Genomic DNA, 21,430 nt, shown 5'->3' with positions numbered 1-21,430 from the left:
CGACATGCTCATCGAAATCGAACACGTCAACAAGCAGTTCCCCATTCCCGGCGGCGTCGTCGACGCGCTCAAGGACATCGACCTGGACATCGCCGCGGGCGAGTTCGTCTGCCTGCTCGGTCCCTCGGGCTGCGGCAAGTCGACGCTGCTCAACGCGCTGGCAGGCTTCGTGCAGCCGAGCTCGGGCACCATCCGCATCGACGGGCGCGCCGGTGCCGCCGCCGAGCCTGGCCCGGATCGCGGCATGGTGTTCCAGGAGTACGCACTGTTCCCCTGGATGACCGTGGCGCAGAACATCGCGTTCGGGCTGGAGATCAAGGGCATGAAGCGCGCCGAGATCAACGAGCGCGTGGACCTGCTGCTCGGCAAGCTCAACCTGCGCGAATTCCGCGACCGGTTTCCGCGCGATCTGTCCGGCGGCATGCGCCAGCGCGTGGCGATTGCCCGCGTGCTCGCGCTCGACAGCCCGATCCTGCTCATGGACGAGCCGTTCGGTGCGCTCGACGCGCTCACGCGTCGCACGCTGCAGGATGAGCTGCTGCGCATCTGGGAGGAATTCAGGAAGACGATCATTTTCGTCACACACAGCATCGAGGAGTCGATCTATCTGGCCGACCGGGTCGTCGTCATGACGTACCGGCCGGGCACGGTCAAGCAGGACGTGGTCATCGAACTACCCCGTCCGCGCGACACGGCGGGCAGCGAATTCAACGAACTGAAGAAGACGCTGGCCCAGATGGTGATGGAGGAGCAAATGCGCTTTGCGCAAAGCGAGATTCGCGGCGTCACCGCGGATTGATAACAAGGGCGGTGGCTTGCCCCGCCGCCTGAAGAGGAAACGACATGGAAACCCAGACCAAGAAACCTTTCTACCGCATCCTGTACGTGCAGGTGCTTATCGCCATCGTCATCGGCGTGCTGCTCGGGCACTTCAAGCCCGACCTGGCCGTGCAGATGAAGCCGCTAGGCGATGCATTCATCAAACTGATCAAGATGATCATCGGACCGGTGATCTTCTGTACGGTCGTGACCGGCATCGCCGGCATGGAAGACATGAAGAAGGTCGGCCGCGTCGGCGGCAAGGCCCTGATCTACTTCGAGATCGTCTCGACGCTCGCGCTGATCATCGGTCTGGCCGCGACTCACATCCTCAAGCCGGGTGCGGGCTTCAACGTCGACATCAACTCGCTCGATCCGAAGGCGATCGCCGGCTATGCCGCGAAGGCGGCACATGGCGAGACGTTCGTCGACTTCCTGCTTCACCTGATTCCGAGCACGATCACCGACGCGTTCGCCAAGGGTGAAATTCTGCAGATTCTCGTGATCGCGATTCTGTTCGGCGCCGCGCTGGGCGCGATCGGCGAGCGTGGCCGCGTGGTCACGAGCTGGATCGACAGCGTGTCGGGGGTGCTCTTCCGCGTGGTGCACATCATCACCAAGGTGGCGCCGCTGGGTGCCTTCGGCGCGATGGCCTTCACGATCGGCAAGTACGGTATCGCCTCGCTGGTGCCGCTGGCCAAGCTCATGGGTACGTTCTACCTCACCTCGTTCCTGTTCGTGGTGGTGGTGCTGGGTCTGATCGCCAAGTTCACCGGCTTCTCGATCTTCCGCTTCCTCGCCTACATCAAGGAAGAGCTGCTGATCGTGCTGGGGACCAGCTCGTCGGAAGCCGCGCTGCCGCACCTGATGGAAAAGATGGAGAAGGCCGGCTGCTCGAAGTCGGTGGTGGGCCTCGTGATTCCGACCGGCTACTCGTTCAACCTCGACGGCACGAACATCTACATGACGATGGCCGTGCTGTTCATTGCACAGGCAACCAACATCGACCTGACCTGGGGCCAGCAGCTCACGCTGCTCGCCGTGGCGATGCTGACCTCGAAGGGCGCATCGGGCGTGACCGGCGCTGGCTTCATCACGCTGGCCGCCACGCTCGCGGTGATTCCGACGATCCCGGTGGCGGGTATGGTGCTGATCCTCGGTATCGATCGCTTCATGAGCGAATGCCGCGCGCTGACGAACATCGTCGGTAACGGCGTGGCCACGGTCGTCGTGTCGGCCTGGGAGAAGGAGCTCGATCGCAAGAAGCTGGCCGAAGCGATGGCCGGCAAGCAAGGTCCGGAGCTGGCCTGACGGCCGGCGGCCGCGGCGGCCAGTGCGGTGCGCGACTCGGTTCGCGCGCCGGCGCCGGCCGGACATGAAACCCGCTGCCACATCAACGTTCGCCACCGGGCGGCGCGGCACAGGCACAATAGCGCCTGTGCTTCGCCGCCCGGTGGTCCTTCGGTACCCAGCGCCCCAATGGCCACCCTGTACGACACCCTGATCCGCGCATGCCGCCGCGACTCGCCTGCGAGTGCGGCCGGCGTGTCCGCGAGGTCACCGGATCCCCGGCGCGACGAAGTCCCCATCGAACTCGAGAGGGCCGTGCCGATGCGCCGTTGGTCGTGGATCGTCGTCATGCTGTTGGCGAGCGTCCTGTTCTGCTGGTTGACTTACGCCCTGAGCTGGCAGCGGGGCGTGGCCGATTTGCGCGTGAATGCCGGCGCGCGCGTCGAGCGCTATGCCGGGAGCCTGCGCAGCACTGTCGACCGCTACGAATTCCTGCCCTATCTGTTGTCGCTACACCCATACGTTCACGATCTGCTGCGCAATCCCAAAGACCGCGCGGTCGTGCAACGCGCCAACGACTATCTGTTCGACGTCAACCATCGCGCCAAGGCGTCGGCTGCCTACGTGATCGATGCCAACGGCCTCGCGCTGGCGGCGAGCAACTGGCGCGAGAAGGCCACGTTCGTCGGACAGGAATACCGCTTCCGGCCGTACTTCATCGACGCCATCAAGGGCGCCCTCGGCCGGTTCTACGGCGTGGGCACCACGTCCGGCGAACCCGGTTATTTCGTCTCCCAGCCGATCATGGTGGATGGGGCGATTCTCGGCGTGGTCGTCGTCAAGCTGAATCTGGAGTGGTTCCAGCGCGCGGGCGCCGACGCCTCCGAGCCGGTCGTGGTGGCCGACGATCACGGCGTGATGTTCCTGTCGTCGGAGCCGCGCTGGCAATACCGCTCGCTTGCGCCGCTCTCGCCAGAGGTGACCGCCGCGCTCGACAGCACGCGCCAGTATTACAACCAGCACATCACGCCGCTGGCGTGGCACGAGGACGAGCGGCTCGACGCCGACGGCGAGGTGGTGACCGTGCGCGACGGTCGCGGCGCGGGCGGGAGCCGGCGCTTTCTCGCCGTGCAGCGCAAGCTGGGGGAGCCGGACTGGACGCTCATGTACTTCGCCCCGCTCGACCAGGTGATCGCCAATGCACGGATCGCGGCGGTGGCCGCGGCGTGCCTGGCGGCGTTCACATGTTTGCTGGGCGTGGCGTGGAATCAGCGTCGCCAGCGGGTGCGCGACATGCTCAAGAGCCGTGAGTTGCTCCAGGCCGCGTACGCCGAGCTGGGCGAGCGCGTGGCCGAGCGCACGGCGGATCTGCAATCCGCGAACGAGCGATTGCAGACCGAAGTGCAGGAGCGCTCACGCACGGAACATGAATTGCGCGAGGCGCAGAGCGAGCTCGTGCAGGCATCGAAACTCGTGGCGCTCGGACAGATGGCCGCGGGCATCACACATGAACTCAATCAACCGCTCTCGGCGCTGCGCAGCTTCTCCGACAACACGCGCGTGCTGCTCGAACGTGGCGAACACGACGCGGCGCGCGAGAATCTCGAGGCTATCGCGTCGCTGACCGATCGCATGGGCAAGATCACCGGGCAACTGCGTCTGTTCGCCGGACGCGCACGGCGCGGCGACTCGGAGGCGTCGGTGCGGCGTGCGCTGGAAAATACGCTGATGTTGCTGCGCGGGCGGCTGGACGGCATTCAGGTCGCCACCATGTTCGCCGACGGTCTCGACGACGTGCATGTCGCCTGCGAAGGCTTGCGTCTGGAGCAAGTGCTCATCAATCTGGTGGGCAATGCCATCGATGCCGTGCTGGGCGTATCCGGCGCACATACGTCGCCGTCGATCTGGATCGATGTCGACGCCGACGCGCAGTGGGTGCGCATTTACGTGCGCGACAACGGGCCGGGCATTTCCGAGGCGCATATGCCTCGTCTTTTCGAACCGTTCTTCAGTACCAAGGAGGGCGGGCAGGGCATGGGGCTCGGACTCGCCATTTCATCGTCCATCGCGCAGGAGAATGGCGGCCAGTTGGTGGCGCGCAATGTTCCCGGCGGCGGTGCCGAATTCCTCGTGACGCTGCGCCGCGTGCAGCGCAGCACCAGTACAACCCTCGCATGATGTACAAGAACCTCCAGATCCTTTTTGTCGAAGACGACGAACTCGTGCGGCGCGCCACGCTGCAAAGCCTGCAACTCGCCGGCCTCGACGCCTTTGGGCTCGCATCGGCCGAGGCGGCGCGCGAGCGCATCACGCCGGACTTCGCCGGTATCGTCGTGTCCGACATTCGCCTGATCGGCATGAGCGGGCTGGAGCTGCTCGCGCACCTGCGGCAGCACGCGCCGGAAGTGCCGGTGATCCTCGTGACGGGCCATGGCGACATTTCGATGGCGGTGCAGGCCATTCGCGACGGCGCGTACGACTTCATCGAAAAGCCCTTCGCGCCGGATCGTCTGATCGAGTCGGCCAAGCGCGCGCTCGAAACCCGCAAGCTGATGCTCGAGAACCAGGCGCTGCGCCGCGAACTGGCCGAGCAGGGCGGTCGGGCGTCGCGCATCATCGGCCGCAGTCCCTCGATCGAGACGCTGCGCACGCTGATTGCCAACGTGGCGATGACCGACGCCCCGGTGCTCATCAACGGCGATACCGGAACCGGCAAGGAACTGGTGGCGCGCAGCCTGCACGAGTTGTCGCGTCGGCGCGATGCGCCATTCGTCGCGCTCAACTGCGGGGCGTTGCCCGAAGCGATTTTCGAGAGCGAGATGTTTGGCCACGAGGTCGGCGCGTTCACCGGCGCGGCCAAGCGTCGTATTGGTAAGTTGGAGCATGCCTCGGGCGGCACGCTGTTTCTCGACGAGATCGAGAGCATGCCCGCCGCGTTACAGGTCAAGCTGCTGCGCGTGCTGCAGGACGGCGTGCTGGAGCGACTCGGGTCGAATCAGTCGATTCGCGTCGACTGCCGCATCGTGGCGGCCGCCAAGGGGGACATGGAGGCGCTCGTGCGTGCGGGCACGTTCCGCCGCGACCTGTACTATCGGCTGAACGTGGTCACGCTCGCCTTGCCGCCGCTGCGCGAGCGCCGCGAGGACATCCTGCCGCTGTTCGAGCACTTCCTGCTCGACGCTGCCGTGCGCTACGGACGTCCCGCGCCGGTGGTCTCGGACCGGATGCGTCAGGAGCTGATGCAGGCGGACTGGCCCGGTAACGTGCGCGAGCTGCGCAATGCCGCCGACCGGCTCGTGCTGGGGGTGGCGAGCGCGCCGGAAGGCGATTCGCTCGCGCCCTTGCCGCTCAAGGAGCAGGTGGAACGCTTCGAGCGTGCCGTGTTGCAAGAAGCGTTGGAACACAGCAAGGGAAATGTGGCCGCCACGGCCGAAGCCCTGCACGTGCCCAAGGCGACGCTCTACGAAAAGCTCAAGCGCTACGGGCTGCAAACGCGTGGGCAGGGCGACGGGAGCGAGGGCGTGCGCTGAGGCGTCCGAAACGAAAAAGCGCCCCGAAGGGCGCTGTCGTTTCATGCTTGGCGACGTGAACGCGCGCAGGGCGTCAGGCCTGTTTGGCCAGCGCCTTCTCGATGAGCTTGTCGAGTTCCGCGTATTCGGGCTCGCCAACGTACTGCTTGAGCACCTTGCCATCTCGGTCCACCACGAACGTCGTGGGGGTGAGCTGCACGTTGCCGTACTGCTTTGCCACGCTGCCGTCGGAGTCCATGGCGACCTTGAACGGCAACTGACGCGATTGCGCGTAATTCACCACATACATCGGCGGGTCGTAACTCATGGCCACCGCCACGAACTCCAGACCCCGGCCCTTGTACTTCTCGTACGTCTGCACCATCGTGGGCATTTCCTTCATGCAGGTCGTGCAGCTCGTCGCCCAGAAGTTGACGAGGTAGACCTTGCCCTTGAGTTGCTCGGTGCCGAGCTTCTGGCCCGAGAGCAGCGTGAAGGTGGCGTCCGGGGCGCGCTTCTGACCAGCGAATGTGAAGTAGGCGGCAATCGCGACGACGGCGACGATCGCCACAGCGACGATTTTGCCAAGCGGAGACTTGCGGGAGGTCGAGGTGCTCATGACACAGCCGTTGGAATGAGGTTGTTCATTGGGTGACGTCGATTCTACTCTGATTCTCTGCGATCAATCTCGGCGCGTCGCAGCGCCGGAATTCCCGTTTCCCCCGTGAAGGCGGGCCCGGCCGCGCGCGATGGCGTCGTCGAGGTAGGCGCCGTAGAAATCCGGCAGGCCGGCGCCGATCAAAGGCTCGGCAACGGGCCGTCCTTGCGTATCGAGGAACAAAACCGTCGGCGACACCTTGGCCCCGTGCGCGCGCGCCCATGCGACGCCGGTGGTGGTCGAGCCATCGAAGTCGCGTACCGCCGCCGTGCTGTCCATGCCGATCTCGCGCACTTCGTACTTGCCGCTGCGCACCAGCGGCGCGAGTTCACGCTGGCGGATGGGCCCGCAGTAGACGCAGTCCCGCAGCGACACCAGCACGATCAGCGGCACGTCGAGTGACTTGGCGCGCTTTGCGTGTGCGGCGAAGTCCGTCGCCAGCGGCACAGCGGCGGACTCGCGCGCGGGCGCTTTGACGTCGCGCGAAAGGGGCGATGCAGGCGCCGAGGAAGACGACGAGACTGCGCGCGGATACGTCACGCCGCCCGGCTGCGCCGGTTCTCGCCAGGGCGTGACCGGACGCAGGTCGTCGCCGGGGCCGGGGGCGGCGTTTGCCGCACCGGGGACGCCGCCGAGCATCGACAGCACCGCGAGTGCGTTCGCCGCCAGGGTGACGGCCGGCATCAGACGCCCGGTGCGTGCGGCAAGGCCCGCACGGGCCAAACGGGCCAGATGGGCCGCACGGGCCACGTGGGCCAAACGGGCCAAACGGGCCAAACGGGCCACATCGGCCACATCGGCCACATGGGTCTCATGTGCCGTATGGGCCGCATCGGCCGCATGTGGGGCGCGTGAGGCCGGAACGGCGTTTCGAGGCCATGTCGTCCGCGTGGTCCCGGGGACAGGGCGAGCGGGAGCGAATGCGTTTTTCATGCCGCCGATGATACCGGGAACGGGGTGTGTGCGTGGGTGCGTCAAAGCGCGATAGTGACGCGACATGACGGATAATGCCCGTTTCCCGGTCCTTCGAAAGGCTCCCGTCCATGAACCGTGTTGTCCGTGTCTGCGTGATGCTCGCCTCAGCGGTGGTACTCGCCGCCTGTTCCCCTCGCTACGACTGGCGTGAGGTTCACGACACGGACGGTGGCTATGCCGTGACGTACCCCGCCAAGCCGACGCAGGACGCCCGCGAGGTCAAATTTGCCTCGGGTGCGTTGCCCATGCGCATGCAGGCCGCCCGTGTGGACGCCGCCTTGTTCGCCGTGGGCGTGGTGACATTGCCGTCCGACGACGCCACGTTGCGACAGACGGTGCTTGCCGAATTGCAGCAAGGATTGCTCGCTAACGTCAACGAGGCCGCGGCCAAACCGGCGCAGGTGATGGTGCGTCAGGCGGGCGACGCGCCGGCCGTGCCCGGACTGGCCGTCGCCGCGCAAGGCGTGGCAAGCGACAAGACACCGCGTTACGTTGCCGCTCGATTCGTCGGGCGCGGCAAGCACGTTTATCAGGTCGTGGTTCTGGCGACGAAAGCGCCCACGCAGGACCAGGTCGACCAATTTCTCGACTCCTTCACTCTTGAGTGACGCCGTCCGGTTGCCGCCGTGTCGTCATGCGGTCAACTGGGGGCCTCTCGATATTGCACAGCTTCGGCGACGTGGTGCGCATCGATGGCTTGGCATTGCGCAAGATCCGCGACGGTACGCGCCACACGCAGCACGCGGTGATAGGTGCGAGCCGACCAGTGGTGCTGCGCCACAGCCCGGTGCAGGACCGCTTCGGCGTCGCGGGACAATGCGCACTGCCTCTCCAGGGCCCGTCCGGACAGCGCGCAGTTCAATTGCCCTTGACGCGACAGCTGCCACTCCCGCGCCTGCCTGACACGCGATGCGACAACCTCACTACGCTCGCCATCGGCCTGGCCGGCGAACGTCTCGGCGCTCAGCGCCGGCACTTCCACATGCAGGTCGATGCGATCGAGCAGCGGCCCTGAGAGCCGGTTGCGATAGCGCGCCACCGCGTCCGCCGTGCAGCGACAGCGTCGCGAGGGATGCCCCAGATCGCCGCAGGGACACGGGTTCATCGCGGCAACCAATTGGAACGCGGCGGGGAACGTGGCGTGTCCGCCGGCACGGGAGATGGTCACGTGCCCCTGCTCGAGTGGTTCGCGCAGGACTTCGAGTACACGCCGCTGAAATTCGGGCAATTCGTCGAGAAAGAGCACCCCGCGATGCGCAAGGCTGATTTCGCCGGGGCGCGGCGTACTGCCGCCGCCTACGAGTGCGGCAGCCGATGCCGTGTGATGCGGGGCGCGAACCGGTCGGCGTCCCCAGTGGCGCAAGTCGAACCCCTGTGCGCTGAGGCTCGCGAGCGTGGCGGATTCCACCGCGTGTGCCTTGCTCAACGCGGGAAGCAGTCCGGCGAGCCGCGTCGCCAGCATCGACTTGCCCGTGCCCGGCGGCCCATAGAAGAGAATGTGATGTCCACCCGCGGCGGCCACTTCCAGTGCCCGTTTGGCGGGGGCTTGTCCCTTGATGTCCGACAGATCGGGCGCATCGGCCACCGCGTCCGTGGGGATCGGCCGCTCGCCTGTGCAGGTCGACATCGCTGCGCCGTCCTGCCGCATCGACCCACCCGGCACGGTGGCACGCGGCAACGACGTCGCAACGCCGGGTTCGGCGAGATGCGCACAGACATCGAGCAACGTGCGTGCGCCGAAGACAGTGGCATCTTCGACCAGGGCCGCCTCCCGAGCGCTGTCCATGGGTAGTACCAGCGCGCGCGTCGGGGCCTCGGCGGCGACGGCGCCGGCCATGGCGAGCCCCCCGCGCACGCGGCGCAGCTCGCCGGTGAGCGACAATTCGCCCGCGAACTCGTGCGTACGCAGGCCGGCCTCGGGTAGCTGGCCGCTGGCCGCAAGAATGCCGAGCGCAATCGGCAGGTCGAAACAACCGGATGCCTTCGGCAGGTCCGCCGGCGCCAGATTGACCGTGATGCGCCGCGCCGGAAACTCGAACCGGCTGTTCTGCAACGCCGAGCGTACCCGCTCCCGGCTTTCCTTGACCTCCGTGTCGGGCAGCCCCACCAGCGACAGGCCCGGCAACCCGTTGGCCAGATGCACTTCGACCGTCACCGCGCGTGCCGCCATGCCCGTAATCGCCCGGCTGCTCACGATGGCCAATGACATGCCCTCCCCCTTTGAACGTCGCGACGAATCGCCTGAGCATCGATCGTCGGCCCGGAGCGAGGCGGGCGCAATGGCCACACCGCGCAAATATGGCGCAGGGGACGTTTTTCGGAGAAGAGATGCGGGTGTGTCGGAGGTGTCGCCGCCGCCGCTAGGACGATTCCGGTTGTTGACGCGCCGCCGCAGCGAATGTTCGGGGAGCGCTCGCAGCGGGAGTCGAGGCAGAGGCCGGGCGGGGCTGACACGGAGGGCGGGGCGCACAAACCACTGGCCGACGCCGTGACGTCGGGCCAGAAACGACAAGGGGCGCCGCAGCGCCCCGTTTCGGGTCGTCAGTCCTGCGCTTCGCTGCGCAGGCTTTCGAGTTCGGCCACGCGCTTCTCGAGCGCTTCGAGTTTCTCGCGCGTGCGCGCGAGCACCTGCGCCTGGACGTCGAACTCCTCCCGAGTCACCAGATCGAGACGGTTGAAGCCCTGATTGAGCAGGCTTTTGACGTTGCGCTCGATATCCTTGGCGGGCGATTGCCTGAGCAGGTCGCTCACCTTGGCTTGCATGTCTTGCAGGATCTCGTTCGGTTTCATAAGCCTTCCTCTCTTCGTTTGTTCGCACCAACGTGGTGCCTGCACCGTCAGTGTGCTGCGTCGTGCCGGTCTGACCGGTGCAAGGTGGTGCATCGGAGGCGGTCCATAACGCTGGCGCAACTCTAACACCGTTTCTTGCGGCCAGCCAACGCAGGTGAGGCGTCCGACCGTTGCCCCGCAAGGGTTCGACACGATACCCCGCGCGGGGTTGCGGCAGGTGGCGACATTCCTGAACGGCACGCTGCCATGCCGGCCGCACCACAATTTTGCCCTTTTTTTATCCCGTAATTCGTATCTTGCGCGTCGCAGCAAACGCAGACGACGGAGCTGGCACGGGAGTTGCTCTACCCAGTCCGGAACCTGCCGCACGCTGTACCAAGACTTCAATATTCAACTTAGGGGAAAGTGATGAAAAAAGTGTCAACTGCGATGGCTGGCGTTGTGTTCTTCGGGGCGATGGCGGGATCCATGGGCGCATTCGCGCAGGCGAGCGGCGACGCGCCCGCCGCCGGTGCGGCGCCGGCCGCCGCGGCTGCGGCCGAACCGTTTACGGTGACCGCCAACATCGGGTTGTTCTCGGACTACCGTTTCCGTGGCATCTCGCAAACGGCAAAGCGTCCGGCGGTGCAGGGCGGCTTCGACCTCGCGCATGAGTCCGGCCTCTACGCCGGCGTATGGGCCTCGAACATCAGCTGGATTTCGGACGGAAATTCCGCGGTGAGCGCGCCCATCGAAATGGACTTCTACGGCGGCTGGAAAAAGGAAATCGTTCCGGACTGGACCGTCGACTTCGGTGGTCTGCAGTACTACTACCCGGGCAGTTATCCGTCCGGCGCCTATTTCCCGCGTCCGCATACGTTCGAACTGTATGCCGCCGTGGGCTGGAAAACCATCACGCTGAAGTACTCGCACTCGCTGACCCGCCTGTTCGGTCTGGTGAGCCCGGACGGTCAGGACACGACCAACAGCGGCTACCTCGACCTGACGGGCACCTACGACATCGGCTTCTGGGGCTTGTCGGCCGTGGGGCACGTGGGTCACCAATGGGTGCACAACTTCAGTGCGGCAAGCTACACCGACTGGAAGATCGGCCTGCAGAAGGATCTGGGCAAGAACTTCACCGTGTCGGTCGCCTACATCGATACGAACGCAGACGAGAAGTACTACACGGCCGGGAACTCGGGCAAAGTACTCTCCAAGGCGACGGTCGTCGTAGGGTTGTCGAAGACATTCTAAGGAGCGACTCATCATGAAGCTGATTACCGCCATTGTGAAACCCTTCAAGCTCGACGAGGTGCGTGAAGCCCTGTCGAACATTGGTGTGGCAGGCATTACGGTGACCGAAGTCAAGGGCTTCGGCCGCCAAAAGGGGCACACCGAGCTGTATCGGGGTGCGGAATACGTCGTCGACTTCCTGCCGAAGGTGAAGATCGAGGCGGTCATCGGCGACGCCCTGCTCGATCAGGCGATCGACGCCATCGAGCAGGCCGCCCGCACCGGCAAGATCGGCGACGGCAAGATTTTTGTGTCGAACGTTGAGCATGTGGTCCGAATCCGTACGGGAGAGACCGGCGAAGACGCGCTGTAAAGGTCCTAAATAAGAGACATCCATCATGAAAAAACTGTTTGCCAAACTCTTGCTCGCCGCCGCCTTCCTGGGCGTGACGGGCGCTGTCGGACTGGGTTCCGGCGCCGCATTCGCACAGGATGCGTCGGCTCCCGCCGCCGCCTCGGAAGCGGCCGCGCCCGCGGCAGCCGCCGTGGCAGCACCTGCGGCATCCGCCGCGCCGGCAGCCCAGGCGACCGCACCCGCGCCCGCCGCCGCAGCGACGCCCGTGCCGCCCAACAAGGGCGACACCGCGTGGCTGCTCACCTGCACCGCGCTCGTCATTCTCATGACGCTGCCCGGCCTGGGCCTGTTCTACGGCGGTCTCGTGCGCTCGAAGAACATGCTCTCAGTGCTGATGCAGTGCTTCATCATCTTCGCGTTGATCGTGGTGCTCTGGTCCATCTACGGATACAGCATTGCCTTTACCGAGGGCGGGGCGTTCTTCGGGGGCTTCGACCGCCTGTTCCTGAAGGGCATGACGCCGGATTCGGTGGCCGCGACCTTCAGCAAGGGCGTGAACGTGCCGGAATACGCGTACATGGCCTTCCAGGCAGCGTTTGCCGCCATTACCTGCGCGCTGATCGTCGGTGCCTTCGCCGAACGTGCCAAGTTCTCGGCCGTGCTGCTCTTCACCGTGATCTGGTTCACGTTCTCGTACCTGCCGATGGCGCACATGGTCTGGTTCTGGGCCGGTCCTGACGCGTACACCGACGCCGCCGCAGCAGACGCCGCCACGGCACACGCCGGCTGGCTGTTCCAGAAGGGCGCGCTCGATTACGCGGGCGGCACGGTGGTGCACATCAACGCGGCCATCGCGGGTCTGGTCGGCTCTTACATGGTCGGCAAGCGCGTGGGCTTCGGCAAGGAAGCCTTTAAGCCGCACTCGCTCACCATGACGATGATTGGCGCATCGCTGCTCTGGTTCGGCTGGTTTGGTTTCAACGCCGGGTCGGGTCTGGAAGCCAACGGCGGCGCGGCGCTCGCCTTCGTGAACACGCTGCTCGCCACGGCCGCCGCCACGCTGTCGTGGACGGCGGGTGAGTGGATCGGCAAGGGCAAGCCGTCGATGCTCGGCGGCGCATCGGGCGCGGTGGCCGGCCTGGTGGCCGTGACTCCCGCGGCCGGCTTTGTCGGCCCGATGGGCTCGATCGTGCTCGGCCTGCTCGCCGGTGTGGTCTGCCTGTGGGGCGTGAACGGCCTGAAGCGCCTGCTCAAGGCCGACGACGCGCTCGACGTGTTCGGCGTGCACGGCGTGGGCGGCATGCTCGGGGCAATTCTGACGGGCGTGTTCGCTGCGCCGTCGCTGGGCGGAACGGGCATCTACGACTATGTTGCCAACAAGGTCGCACCGGACTACTCGATCGCCGGGCAGGTCTGGATTCAGTTCCAGGGCGTGGTGACCACGCTTGTGTGGTCGGGTGTGGTGGCGTTCATTGCCTTCAAGATCGCCGACATCGTGCTGGGACTGCGCGTGCCGGAAGACGAGGAGCGCGAGGGCCTGGATATCACGTCGCACGGCGAATCGGCCTATCACAACTGATCGCGGGCATTGCTGAGAGGCGTTTGGCTTCGACCCACACGGGTTGAGAGAGAAGCGTCGCCGGTGTACCGGTCGGACAGCCGGTCCCGGCATTGTGCGGGCACCCCAGCGGGTGCCCGTTTTTTTTCGATCCCGGACGGCGCGGCACGGCGCCGTCATGGCTTCGCGGGTTCGCGGCGGTGTGTCCCGCTTGTGATCCGCGGTTTTGCCCCCATCTCCCTTCATCGCGGCATTGCGCCGCCCCTCCCGACCACGCGGCACTGTCCCGCGGCACGTGCCGTCTTGTCCGCCGCCCGGCGCGGAGCCCCTGCCAGGGGTATGGCGAACGACAAAGGGGCCGGGCGTATGCTCTACAATCGATATTCCATCTGGATATGAGAGAAGCATGGTTCCGCATCTCGTCACGGCCCTGAAAGGCCCCCTGCTCGACCTGGAAAAGAAGATCCTCGATGCGACGCCTGCCATCGAGCGCTGGTTCCGGCTCGAGTGGCAGGAACATACGCCGCCGTTCTATTGTTCGGTCGATCTGCGAAATGCCGGCTTCAAGCTCGCCCCCGTCGACACCAACCTCTTTCCGGGCGGCTTCAACAATCTCGCGCCGGAAGTGCTGCCGCTCGCCGTGCAGGCCGCCATGGCCGCCATCGAGAAGATCTGCCCCGACGCGAAAAATCTGCTCCTTATCCCTGAGCGGCACACGCGCAACTCGTTCTACCTGCAAAACCTCGCGCGCCTGTCGACGATCATGCGCCATGCCGGACTGAACGTGCGGCTGGGCTCGCTCTCGGACGACATCAGCGAACCGACGACCATCGAGCTGCCCGACGGCCAGCATGTGGTGATCGAACCGCTCGAGCGCACGCCACGCCGGCTGGGGCTCAAGAACTTCGATCCGTGCTCGATCCTGCTCAACAACGACCTTTCGGCGGGTATTCCGCCGATCCTGGAAGGCCTGCACGAGCAATACCTGTTGCCGCCGCTGCACGCAGGGTGGGCCGTGCGCCGCAAGAGCCAGCACTTCTCGGCCTATGACGACATCGTCAAGAAGTTCGCAAAGATGATCGACGTCGACCAGTGGATGCTCAATCCGTACTTCGCGAAGTGCGAGGACATCGACTTCGACGAACGCGTCGGGGAGGAGAAGCTGGCGGACACCGTCGACGCGGTGCTCAAGAAGATCAACAAGAAGTATCGCGAGTACGGCATCACGGAAAAGCCGTTCGTCGTGATCAAGGCCGATGCCGGCACCTACGGCATGGGCGTGATGATGGTGCGCGACGCCGCAGAAATCAAAAGCCTGAACCGGCGCGAGCGCACCAAGATGAGCGTGGTCAAGGAAGGCCTCGAAGTGCACGACGTGATCGTGCAGGAGGGCGTGTACACCTTCGAGCGCATCAATGAGGCGGTCGCCGAACCGGTCGTGTACATGATCGACCGATACGTGGTGGGCGGGTTCTATCGCGTGCATACGGGACGCGGCACCGACGAGAATCTGAACGCCCCCGGCATGCACTTCGTTCCGCTGGCGTTTGAACACACCGCCTTGCCGGACGTCCACGCCAAGCCGGGTGCCGCCCCGCCCAACCGCTTCTACATGTACGGGGTGGTGGCGCGTCTGGCGCTCCTGGCCGCCTCGGTCGAACTCGAGCGCACCGACCCGGACCCGGAAACGTATTGACGACGAACGGTCAACGAATGAGAGACGAGTGAGCGAGTGACATCGACTCGCGCACTATCGGCCTCTGCGTCTGCTTGAGAAGATTCTGAATTCGTTATGAAGCCGAATCCGCGCGGCGGTGGCTTCGCGCGCGTCCGGTGCAGGTCGGCGCAAAGAAAAAGACGCCCGGCTGGCCCCCCGACTAGCCGGGCGTCACATTTACCGGCCGCCTCATGCAACGGCCGGAAATCGGGGCTTCCCTGAGCGAGTCCCCCCGCAAACTGGTTTTCCTGCGTCCCCCCTCGTCTGACGGATCGTGTACTTTGCCGATCCGCCTTACGGTTCGCGTCAGCAGTAAGTGGATGATGCGACGGTTCGGCACGCCAGACATCCCCCGAATGGGGGATGGCGGCTCGTGACAAGGCGGAATAAGAAATTTCCTTGGGACTGGCTGGGAGCTACATCGGAATGCATGGCGAGTTGCGGGCGTGCCTTCGGCAAATCCACCAATTGCCGGTGCCCACCCTCGGTTACCTGTCGCTATGGTTGGAGACCTTGCGCGTCGGGTTGGGGGCAGACGGGGTGGTGGCGGCATGGTGCGTGGGGACGGAAGTCGACACGACAGAAGATTCGATGTCTGCGCAGGCGAGCAGCCTTACCGAATGGTACGCCCCGCAGGCTTCGCTTCCAGCGTGCGAGGAACTGTCGGTGAGCGGCGGGCCCGCCATGCCGGCCGGCGCCCTATTGCCCCGCTCGCCCTCGCGCGACAGCCTGCTGCGCGCCCATGCGCGACGCAGCAAGGCCAAGGGTGGAGGGGAGGCGGCGATCCTGCTGTCTCGTCCTGCCGCGCTCGACCGTTGCCTGCCGGACGGCGACCTGCTCGATGTCTGCGTGCGGCCGTTCGCGGCGACGCCGGACGCGATGGTCGACGCGCAGTCCACGACGCCGATCGGCGCGCTTCGACTGCTGGTCGCGCGCCATCCGTCGAAGCCGCGCTTCAACGCGCGAGACGTGGCGACATTCGAGGCAGCAGCCTCGGAGTTCGCGGCGCCGCCCGGGCGTCCGCTTTTCCCGCCGTTTCCGCCTCCTTTGTCGTCTACATCGCCCTCATCGCCTGCGTCCGCGGCGACGCTCTCATCCTCCGCTTCCCTCCCGTCGCCCTCGCGGCCGGCGGCGTGGCGGGCCGTCGACGACGATGTCACGGGAACGCTCGTCTGGCATCGACACCAGCCCGAGTGGGCCGACCGGTCGGCGCTTGCCCTGATGCGCCGGGTTTGGCGCGCCGCCCCCGGCGGCGCATGGCCCGACGCCTGCGCCGTGGTGCACGTCTGCCGGTCGCTCGCGAATGCCCTGATGCTGCAACCACCGAACGAGGCCGGGGCAGGCCGCCAGGTGAGTCGTGCGGTGCTTGTTCCTGGAGGTACGCTGCATCTGCATGCCACGCATCTTTGCGGCATGGGAGGGCGTGCCACCGACCGCGTGCGCATTGCGCTGCATCTTGCCGTGCCGCCGGCCGTTCGATTGTTGCAACGCTTGCGTGCCACGGCGCTCACGCCAGTGCAACGCGAGATCGCGATGCGATTGCTCGCGGGCCAGTCCCGCGCGCAGACGCGCGAAGCCTGCGCGATCGGCGTGCAGACGCTCAAGACGCATTTGTCGCTCATGCGAGCGCGGCTGGATCCGGTGCGCGATGCGCCGCTGCTGGCCGGGTTGGGGCGGGCCGGGGTGGGCGCCGGATGATGCGTGCGCGAATTTCGCGCAGGAAGCGTCCTGAAACGCCTGGCCGTGGCGGCGCGCCGGTGCGAAGCGGCAAAATGACGGCTCGGCTAGAATAGTTGCCTGTCGCCGCTAGCAGCGGTGTTTGCATCCGAACCCCCAAAGACTCCCGCCGATCGATGCAGATTCTCTTTATTGCCGACCCGCTCGACCAGTTCAAGATCTACAAGGACACCACGTTCTCGATGATGCGCGAAGCCGCACGTCGCGGACACCGTATTTTCGCGTGCGAACCCCACGAGATGGCATGGCAAGGCGCCATCGTCGATGCGCGCGTGCGCGAGATCCGCATGACGGGCGACGCGCAAGTCTGGTACGACGTGGTGGACACGCGCGTGGCCGCGCTCACGGAGTTCGACGCCGTGCTCATGCGCAAGGACCCGCCGTTCGACATGGAATACATCAATTCCACGTGGCTGCTGGAGATCGCCGAGCGCGCGGGCGCCCGCGTGTTCAACAAGCCCAGCGCGATCCGTGATCATTCGGAAAAGCTGGCCATTGCCGAGTTCGGGCAGTTCGTGGCGCCGACCCTGGTCACGCGCGACGCCGCGCGACTGCGGGCGTTCCATGCCGAGCACGGCGACGTGATCTACAAGCCGCTCGACGGCATGGGCGGCACGGGGGTGTTCCGTATCGGCCCGGACGGACGCAATCTGGGATCGGTCATCGAAATGCTCGGGGAGTACGGGGCGCGCTCGGTCATGGCGCAACGCTTCATCCCGGATATCAAGCTGGGCGACAAGCGGGTGCTCGTCATTGGTGGCAAGGTCGTGCCGCATTCGCTCGCGCGTATCCCGCAAGGCAACGAAGTGCGCGGCAATCTCGCTGCTGGGGGACTGGGCGAAGCGCGCGATCTGTCCGCGCGCGACCGCGAGATCGCGGAGACGCTTGCCCCGGTGCTCTGGCAGCGCGGCCTGCTGCTCGTGGGCCTGGACGTCATTGGCGATTATCTGACGGAAGTCAACGTCACGAGCCCGACGTGCTTCCAGGAAATCACCGATCAGACGGGTTTCGACGTGCCGAAGATGTTTATCGACGCGCTGGAACTGGCCGTCTGAGACTCGACGGGAGCGTGCTGCCAGGTAACGCTTGGGGTAGACGCTAAGACCATGAAATTTCGGGGTTTTTGCGCGCCTGCTAAAATAAGAGTCCCAAAATCGACAGGCGCGCGTTCGTCGTTGTGTTTGTATCCCGAACACCCGCGGCGCACGGCGTGCCTAGCATCATGGCTGGCATTCTGATCATCGCTCACGCACCGCTCGCCTCCGCACTGCGCGAGTGTGTTTCGCACATCTACGGCGGCTGCCCGTCGCGCATCGGCGCGATCGACGTCGTTCCCGACCAGGACACGGCGGCGCTCGTCGAAACGGCGCGCGAACGTCTGGTCGACTTGCACGAAGAGAATGGCGTGCTCGTTTTGACCGATCTGTTCGGCGCGACGCCGTCGAACGTGGCGGCGCAACTCGTCGGCCCCAAAGTGCGCGTGCTCGCCGGGGTGAACCTGTCGATGTTGATCAAGGCGGTGTGCTATCGCTCCGTGCCGCTCGACACGTTGGCGGAGAAGGTGCTTTCGGGCGGATCTAAAGGTATTCTGGAAGTCGGCGCGGGTGCGCCGGCCACACACACTACGTCACACTGAAACATGCTTCGACAAGAAACGACGATCGTAAATAAATTGGGCTTGCACGCCCGGGCATCCGCAAAGCTGACGCAACTGGCAGCGAAATTTCAGAGTGAGGTCTGGCTGACCCGGAACGGTCGGCGAATCAACGCGAAGAGCATCATGGGTGTCATGATGCTGGCGGCCGGGATCGGCTCGACGATCGAAGTCGAAACAGAAGGCGAGGACGAGCAGCAGGCCATGGACGAAATCCTGGCGCTCATCGCGAACAAGTTCGGCGAAGGCGAATAACACGCCATTGCGGCGATCGCGGTAAGTCACGGCGCTTTGCAGGCGCGCCGCCGCGCGCGGGGACATGGACGCATGCGTCGCCCCGTTGCCGCCTACCGTGATACAGGCCTGATCCACGCGCAAAACATGCGCGAGACATGCGCCGAAAACGCCCCCCGAAACGTAAAATAAACACAGAATACGGTCGTATCACCCGCCTCTGAACTGGGGAGACTTCCTTGTCTTTCACCCTGCACGGTATTCCCGTTTCCCGCGGCATCGCCATCGGCCGAGCGTATCTGCTCGCGCCCGCCACGCTCGATGTTCCGCATTATCTGCTCGATCCTTCGCAGATCGACGACGAAATCGCGCGCTTTCACAGCGCGCAGGCAACTGTCCAGCACGAACTCGACACGCTCAAGGCCGAACTGCCCGACGACGCGCCCGGCGAGATGGGCGCGTTCCTCGATGTTCACTCGCTGATTCTCAACGACACGCTGCTGGCCGACGCCGTCCTCAAGCTCATCCGTGAACGACGCTACAACGCGGAATGGGCGCTGACGACGCAACTCGAGGTACTCGTCGCTCGCTTCGAGGATATCGACGACGAGTACCTGCGAGAGCGCCGTGCCGACATCGAACAGGTGACCGAGCGTGTGCTCAAGGCGCTCGCCGGCGCACCCGGCATTCGGCATGTGGTCGCGGAGACGCCGCGCGACGACATGATCGTCGTGGCCCGCGACATCGCGCCGGCCGACATGCTGCAATTCAAGTCGCAGACGTTCAAGGGCTTTGTCACGGACCTGGGTGGCAAGACGTCGCACACGGCCATCGTCGCCCGCAGTCTGGGCATTCCGGCCGCCGTTGGCGTGGCGCAGGCCAGCCTGCTCGTCAAGCAGGACGACGTGATCATCATCGACGGCGACAACGGCGTCGTCATCGTCGATCCGGCGCCGATCGTCCTCGAAGAGTACAGCTATCGACAGAGCGAGCGCGCACTGGAAGAGCGTCGCCTGCAACGGTTGAAGCATTCCCCCGCCCAGACGATCGACGGCACGCCCATTGCCTTGCTGGCCAACATCGAACTGCCGGAAGACGCCAAGACGGCGGTCGAGGCAGGTGCCGTCGGTGTGGGACTGTTCCGCACGGAGTTCCTCTTCATGAACGAGGAGGAAGCGCCGGAGGAGGAAGCGCAGTTCGAAGCCTACAAACGCGCCGTGGAAGCGATGCACGGGCTGCCGCTCACGATCCGCACCATCGACGTCGGGGCCGACAAGCCGCTCGACAGTCACGAGACATACGAGACCGCACCGAACCCGGCGCTCGGCCTGCGGGCCATTCGCTGGAGCCTGTCGGAGCCGCGCATGTTCCTCACGCAGTTGCGAGCGATCCTGCGTGCCTCGGCATTCGGCAAGGTGCAGATTCTGTTCCCGATGCTCGCGCATGCGCAGGAAATCGATCAGACGCTCGAACTCGTGCGCGAGGCCAAGTCGCAGCTCGACGCCGCCGGCCTGCTCTACGACCCCGGCGTGAAGCTCGGGGCGATGATCGAAGTGCCCGCGGCGGCGCTGACCGTGCCGATGTTCCTGAAGCGGCTCGACTTCCTGTCCATCGGCACCAACGACCTGATTCAATACACGCTGGCAATCGACCGGGCGGACAATGCCGTGGCGCATCTTTACGACCCGCTGCATCCGGCCGTGCTACGCCTGATTGCCATGACGATTCGCGAGGCGCACGCATTCGGCGTGCCGGTGGCCGTTTGCGGCGAAATGGCGGGCGATCCGACGGCAACGCGCCTGCTGCTGGGAATGGGATTGCGGGAGTTTTCCATGCATCCGAGCCAGCTGCTCCAGGTCAAGCAGGAGATCCTTCGGGCGCACCTGCCCGATCTGGAACGGCCCGTGCAGGAATTGCTGGCCGCCACGGAACCCGAGGAAATGCAGGCCGCGCTGGCACGGCTGGCCATCGCCTGACAACGGTTGCGTTGCGTTGCGTCGCGCGTCGACCGATGCATGAAAAAAGCGGACCCCGGTGGACGGGTGTCCGCTTTTTTTGCATTCAATCTCGCGATCCGGCGCCTGTCTGGTGGACGGGCGCCGGGGCGTTCAGTGCCGCCGCGAGCAGACCTTGCATTCCGGATTGCGCGCACAGTGCATCGTGTGCCAGCTCATCCTGCGTCCGTCGAGCATCTGGAGGCGACCGACCAGTGGCGTGCCCACGCCCGTGATGATCTTGATCGCTTCGGCGGCCTGCATGCTGCCGATGATGCCCACGAGCGGCGCGAGTACGCCCATGGTGGCGCACGCCTGCTCCGGGAACGGTTCGTCGGCCGGAAAGATGCACTCATAGCAGGGCGATGCGTCGTTGCGGACGTCGAATACGCTGATCTGGCCGTCGAACCGCAACGCGGCGCCCGACACCAGTGGCACACCTGCCGCCACACAGGCCCGGTTCACCGCATGTCGCGTGACGAAGTTGTCCGAACCGTCGAGTACCACGCTCGCCTCGCGGACCAGCGCCGTGAGCCGCGCTTCGTCAACGCGTTCGTTGACCACCTCGACCACGACCCCCGGATTGATCCGAGCGATACGTTCGCGCCCGGAAATCACTTTGGGACGCCCCACACTGTGAGTGTCGTGCAGGATCTGGCGTTGCAGGTTGGTGAGATCGACGTCGTCGTCGTCGATCAAGGTGATGCGCCCGACGCCCGATGCCGCCAGATACAGTGCGGCCGGCGAGCCGAGACCGCCGGCGCCCACGATCACGGCGTGGGCGGCGAGCAAGCGCTCCTGCCCCTCGATACCGAGCTCGTCGAGCAGAATATGGCGGGAGTAGCGCAGCAACTGATCGTCGTTCATTGCGAAACGGGGGATACGGAAAAGGAATAAAAAAACCGTGCCGGCTTTCGCTGGCACG

General features: G+C 65.4%; 19 protein-coding genes. 14 read left to right on the top strand and 5 right to left on the bottom strand.

From position 1 onward, the window contains the following. Positions 1–4 precede the first annotated feature (4 nt). The 4 genes from PMO31116_RS05730 to PMO31116_RS05715 all read left to right on the top strand — a co-directional run bounded on the left by PMO31116_RS05730 (position 5) and on the right by PMO31116_RS05715 (position 5,639). Positions 5–799, top strand: a complete 795-nt coding sequence (locus tag PMO31116_RS05730) for an ABC transporter ATP-binding protein (protein WP_150565856.1) — start codon at positions 5–7, stop codon at positions 797–799. Positions 800–843: 44 nt separating this feature from the next. Beyond that, positions 844–2,130 (top strand): dicarboxylate/amino acid:cation symporter, encoded by a 1,287-nt coding sequence (locus tag PMO31116_RS05725; RefSeq protein ID WP_150565855.1) that lies wholly within the window; start codon positions 844–846, stop codon positions 2,128–2,130. Between the two features lie 168 nt (positions 2,131–2,298). Next, a complete protein-coding gene (locus PMO31116_RS05720; RefSeq protein WP_150565854.1) occupies positions 2,299–4,287 on the top strand; it encodes a sensor histidine kinase in 1,989 nt (662 codons plus the stop codon). Continuing rightward, positions 4,287–5,639: a sigma-54-dependent transcriptional regulator gene (locus PMO31116_RS05715; RefSeq protein WP_023872945.1), complete on the top strand. Its 1,353-nt coding sequence runs from the start codon at positions 4,287–4,289 to the stop codon at positions 5,637–5,639. Before PMO31116_RS05720 ends, PMO31116_RS05715 begins: the two co-directional genes overlap by 1 nt. Positions 5,640–5,712: 73 nt before the next feature. On the opposite strand, the gene PMO31116_RS05710 is transcribed toward PMO31116_RS05715, so the two are convergent. Together PMO31116_RS05710 and PMO31116_RS23610 are read right to left on the bottom strand one after the other, a co-directional pair. Then, on the bottom strand, positions 5,713–6,237 hold the full coding sequence (locus tag PMO31116_RS05710) for a TlpA family protein disulfide reductase (protein WP_023597837.1): 525 nt from the start codon (positions 6,235–6,237) through the stop codon (positions 5,713–5,715). Between the two features lie 63 nt (positions 6,238–6,300). Beyond that, positions 6,301–7,080, bottom strand: coding sequence for a thioredoxin domain-containing protein (locus PMO31116_RS23610; RefSeq protein WP_174970877.1), 780 nt, complete (start codon positions 7,078–7,080; stop codon positions 6,301–6,303). Between the two features lie 239 nt (positions 7,081–7,319). On the opposite strand from PMO31116_RS23610, the gene PMO31116_RS05700 reads away from it, so the two are divergent. Continuing rightward, positions 7,320–7,859, top strand: a complete 540-nt coding sequence (locus PMO31116_RS05700; RefSeq protein ID WP_150565853.1) for a hypothetical protein — start codon at positions 7,320–7,322, stop codon at positions 7,857–7,859. 32 nt (positions 7,860–7,891) lie between these two features. On the opposite strand, the gene PMO31116_RS05695 is transcribed toward PMO31116_RS05700, so the two are convergent. Both PMO31116_RS05695 and PMO31116_RS05690 read right to left on the bottom strand, forming a co-directional pair. After that, complete coding sequence (locus tag PMO31116_RS05695; protein ID WP_150565852.1) at positions 7,892–9,460, bottom strand: YifB family Mg chelatase-like AAA ATPase; 1,569 nt, start codon at positions 9,458–9,460, stop codon at positions 7,892–7,894. Positions 9,461–9,792: 332 nt separating this feature from the next. Continuing rightward, positions 9,793–10,041, bottom strand: a complete 249-nt coding sequence (locus PMO31116_RS05690; protein WP_150565851.1) for an accessory factor UbiK family protein — start codon at positions 10,039–10,041, stop codon at positions 9,793–9,795. Positions 10,042–10,449: 408 nt separating this feature from the next. On the opposite strand from PMO31116_RS05690, the gene PMO31116_RS05685 reads away from it, so the two are divergent. The 9 genes from PMO31116_RS05685 (at position 10,450) to ptsP (ending at position 20,487) form a co-directional block, all read left to right on the top strand. Next, positions 10,450–11,277 carry a TorF family putative porin gene (locus PMO31116_RS05685; RefSeq protein ID WP_150565850.1) on the top strand — a complete coding sequence of 276 codons (828 nt, stop codon included), beginning with the start codon at positions 10,450–10,452 and terminating at the stop codon, positions 11,275–11,277. Between the two features lie 13 nt (positions 11,278–11,290). Beyond that, the gene (locus tag PMO31116_RS05680) at positions 11,291–11,629 is read left to right on the top strand and encodes a P-II family nitrogen regulator (protein ID WP_010804740.1); all 339 of its coding nucleotides are present in this window, start codon (positions 11,291–11,293) and stop codon (positions 11,627–11,629) included. 25 nt (positions 11,630–11,654) lie between these two features. Next, positions 11,655–13,190 (top strand): ammonium transporter, encoded by a 1,536-nt coding sequence (gene amt, locus PMO31116_RS05675; RefSeq protein ID WP_150565849.1) that lies wholly within the window; start codon positions 11,655–11,657, stop codon positions 13,188–13,190. Positions 13,191–13,575: 385 nt separating this feature from the next. Next, on the top strand, positions 13,576–14,865 hold the full coding sequence (gene gshA, locus PMO31116_RS05670) for a glutamate--cysteine ligase (protein ID WP_150565848.1): 1,290 nt from the start codon (positions 13,576–13,578) through the stop codon (positions 14,863–14,865). 489 nt (positions 14,866–15,354) lie between these two features. Next, complete coding sequence (locus tag PMO31116_RS05665) at positions 15,355–16,584, top strand: helix-turn-helix transcriptional regulator (RefSeq protein ID WP_174970874.1); 1,230 nt, start codon at positions 15,355–15,357, stop codon at positions 16,582–16,584. A gap of 155 nt (positions 16,585–16,739) precedes the next feature. Continuing rightward, positions 16,740–17,678 (top strand): glutathione synthase, encoded by a 939-nt coding sequence (gene gshB, locus PMO31116_RS05660; protein ID WP_150565846.1) that lies wholly within the window; start codon positions 16,740–16,742, stop codon positions 17,676–17,678. A 167-nt stretch (positions 17,679–17,845) separates the two neighbouring features. Next, positions 17,846–18,259, top strand: a complete 414-nt coding sequence (locus PMO31116_RS05655) for a PTS sugar transporter subunit IIA (protein WP_023597827.1) — start codon at positions 17,846–17,848, stop codon at positions 18,257–18,259. 3 nt (positions 18,260–18,262) lie between these two features. Then, on the top strand, positions 18,263–18,532 hold the full coding sequence (locus PMO31116_RS05650) for an HPr family phosphocarrier protein (RefSeq protein ID WP_023597826.1): 270 nt from the start codon (positions 18,263–18,265) through the stop codon (positions 18,530–18,532). A 218-nt stretch (positions 18,533–18,750) separates the two neighbouring features. Further along, positions 18,751–20,487 (top strand): phosphoenolpyruvate--protein phosphotransferase, encoded by a 1,737-nt coding sequence (gene ptsP / locus PMO31116_RS05645; RefSeq protein WP_150565845.1) that lies wholly within the window; start codon positions 18,751–18,753, stop codon positions 20,485–20,487. A 132-nt stretch (positions 20,488–20,619) separates the two neighbouring features. On the opposite strand, the gene PMO31116_RS05640 is transcribed toward ptsP, so the two are convergent. Continuing rightward, entirely contained in the window at positions 20,620–21,372 is a 753-nt protein-coding gene (locus PMO31116_RS05640; protein WP_150565844.1) for a HesA/MoeB/ThiF family protein, read from the bottom strand. Positions 21,373–21,430 lie beyond the last annotated feature (58 nt).

The organism is Pandoraea morbifera (assembly GCF_902459575.1).
Classification (GTDB): domain Bacteria; phylum Pseudomonadota; class Gammaproteobacteria; order Burkholderiales; family Burkholderiaceae; genus Pandoraea; species Pandoraea morbifera.
The sequence above is the reverse complement of the archived record's forward strand: the minus strand, read 5'-3'. Positions and strand labels throughout refer to the sequence as shown.

What these genes read in the sequence shown, in the direction of transcription:
- PMO31116_RS05655 (WP_023597827.1), top strand. Translation starts at nt 17,846, where the DNA reads ATGGCTGGCATTCTGATCATCGCTCACGCACCGCTCGCCTCCGCACTG.
- PMO31116_RS05730 (WP_150565856.1), top strand. Translation starts at nt 5, where the DNA reads ATGCTCATCGAAATCGAACACGTCAACAAGCAGTTCCCCATTCCCGGC.
- PMO31116_RS05715 (WP_023872945.1), top strand. Translation starts at nt 4,287, where the DNA reads ATGTACAAGAACCTCCAGATCCTTTTTGTCGAAGACGACGAACTCGTG.
- PMO31116_RS05680 (WP_010804740.1), top strand. Translation starts at nt 11,291, where the DNA reads ATGAAGCTGATTACCGCCATTGTGAAACCCTTCAAGCTCGACGAGGTG.
- PMO31116_RS05710 (WP_023597837.1), bottom strand. Translation starts at nt 6,237, where the DNA reads ATGAGCACCTCGACCTCCCGCAAGTCTCCGCTTGGCAAAATCGTCGCT.
- PMO31116_RS05695 (WP_150565852.1), bottom strand. Translation starts at nt 9,460, where the DNA reads ATGTCATTGGCCATCGTGAGCAGCCGGGCGATTACGGGCATGGCGGCA.
- amt (WP_150565849.1), top strand. Translation starts at nt 11,655, where the DNA reads ATGAAAAAACTGTTTGCCAAACTCTTGCTCGCCGCCGCCTTCCTGGGC.
- PMO31116_RS05650 (WP_023597826.1), top strand. Translation starts at nt 18,263, where the DNA reads ATGCTTCGACAAGAAACGACGATCGTAAATAAATTGGGCTTGCACGCC.
- PMO31116_RS05685 (WP_150565850.1), top strand. Translation starts at nt 10,450, where the DNA reads ATGAAAAAAGTGTCAACTGCGATGGCTGGCGTTGTGTTCTTCGGGGCG.
- PMO31116_RS05725 (WP_150565855.1), top strand. Translation starts at nt 844, where the DNA reads ATGGAAACCCAGACCAAGAAACCTTTCTACCGCATCCTGTACGTGCAG.
- gshB (WP_150565846.1), top strand. Translation starts at nt 16,740, where the DNA reads ATGCAGATTCTCTTTATTGCCGACCCGCTCGACCAGTTCAAGATCTAC.
- PMO31116_RS05700 (WP_150565853.1), top strand. Translation starts at nt 7,320, where the DNA reads ATGAACCGTGTTGTCCGTGTCTGCGTGATGCTCGCCTCAGCGGTGGTA.
- PMO31116_RS05640 (WP_150565844.1), bottom strand. Translation starts at nt 21,372, where the DNA reads ATGAACGACGATCAGTTGCTGCGCTACTCCCGCCATATTCTGCTCGAC.
- PMO31116_RS05720 (WP_150565854.1), top strand. Translation starts at nt 2,299, where the DNA reads ATGGCCACCCTGTACGACACCCTGATCCGCGCATGCCGCCGCGACTCG.
- gshA (WP_150565848.1), top strand. Translation starts at nt 13,576, where the DNA reads ATGGTTCCGCATCTCGTCACGGCCCTGAAAGGCCCCCTGCTCGACCTG.
- PMO31116_RS05690 (WP_150565851.1), bottom strand. Translation starts at nt 10,041, where the DNA reads ATGAAACCGAACGAGATCCTGCAAGACATGCAAGCCAAGGTGAGCGAC.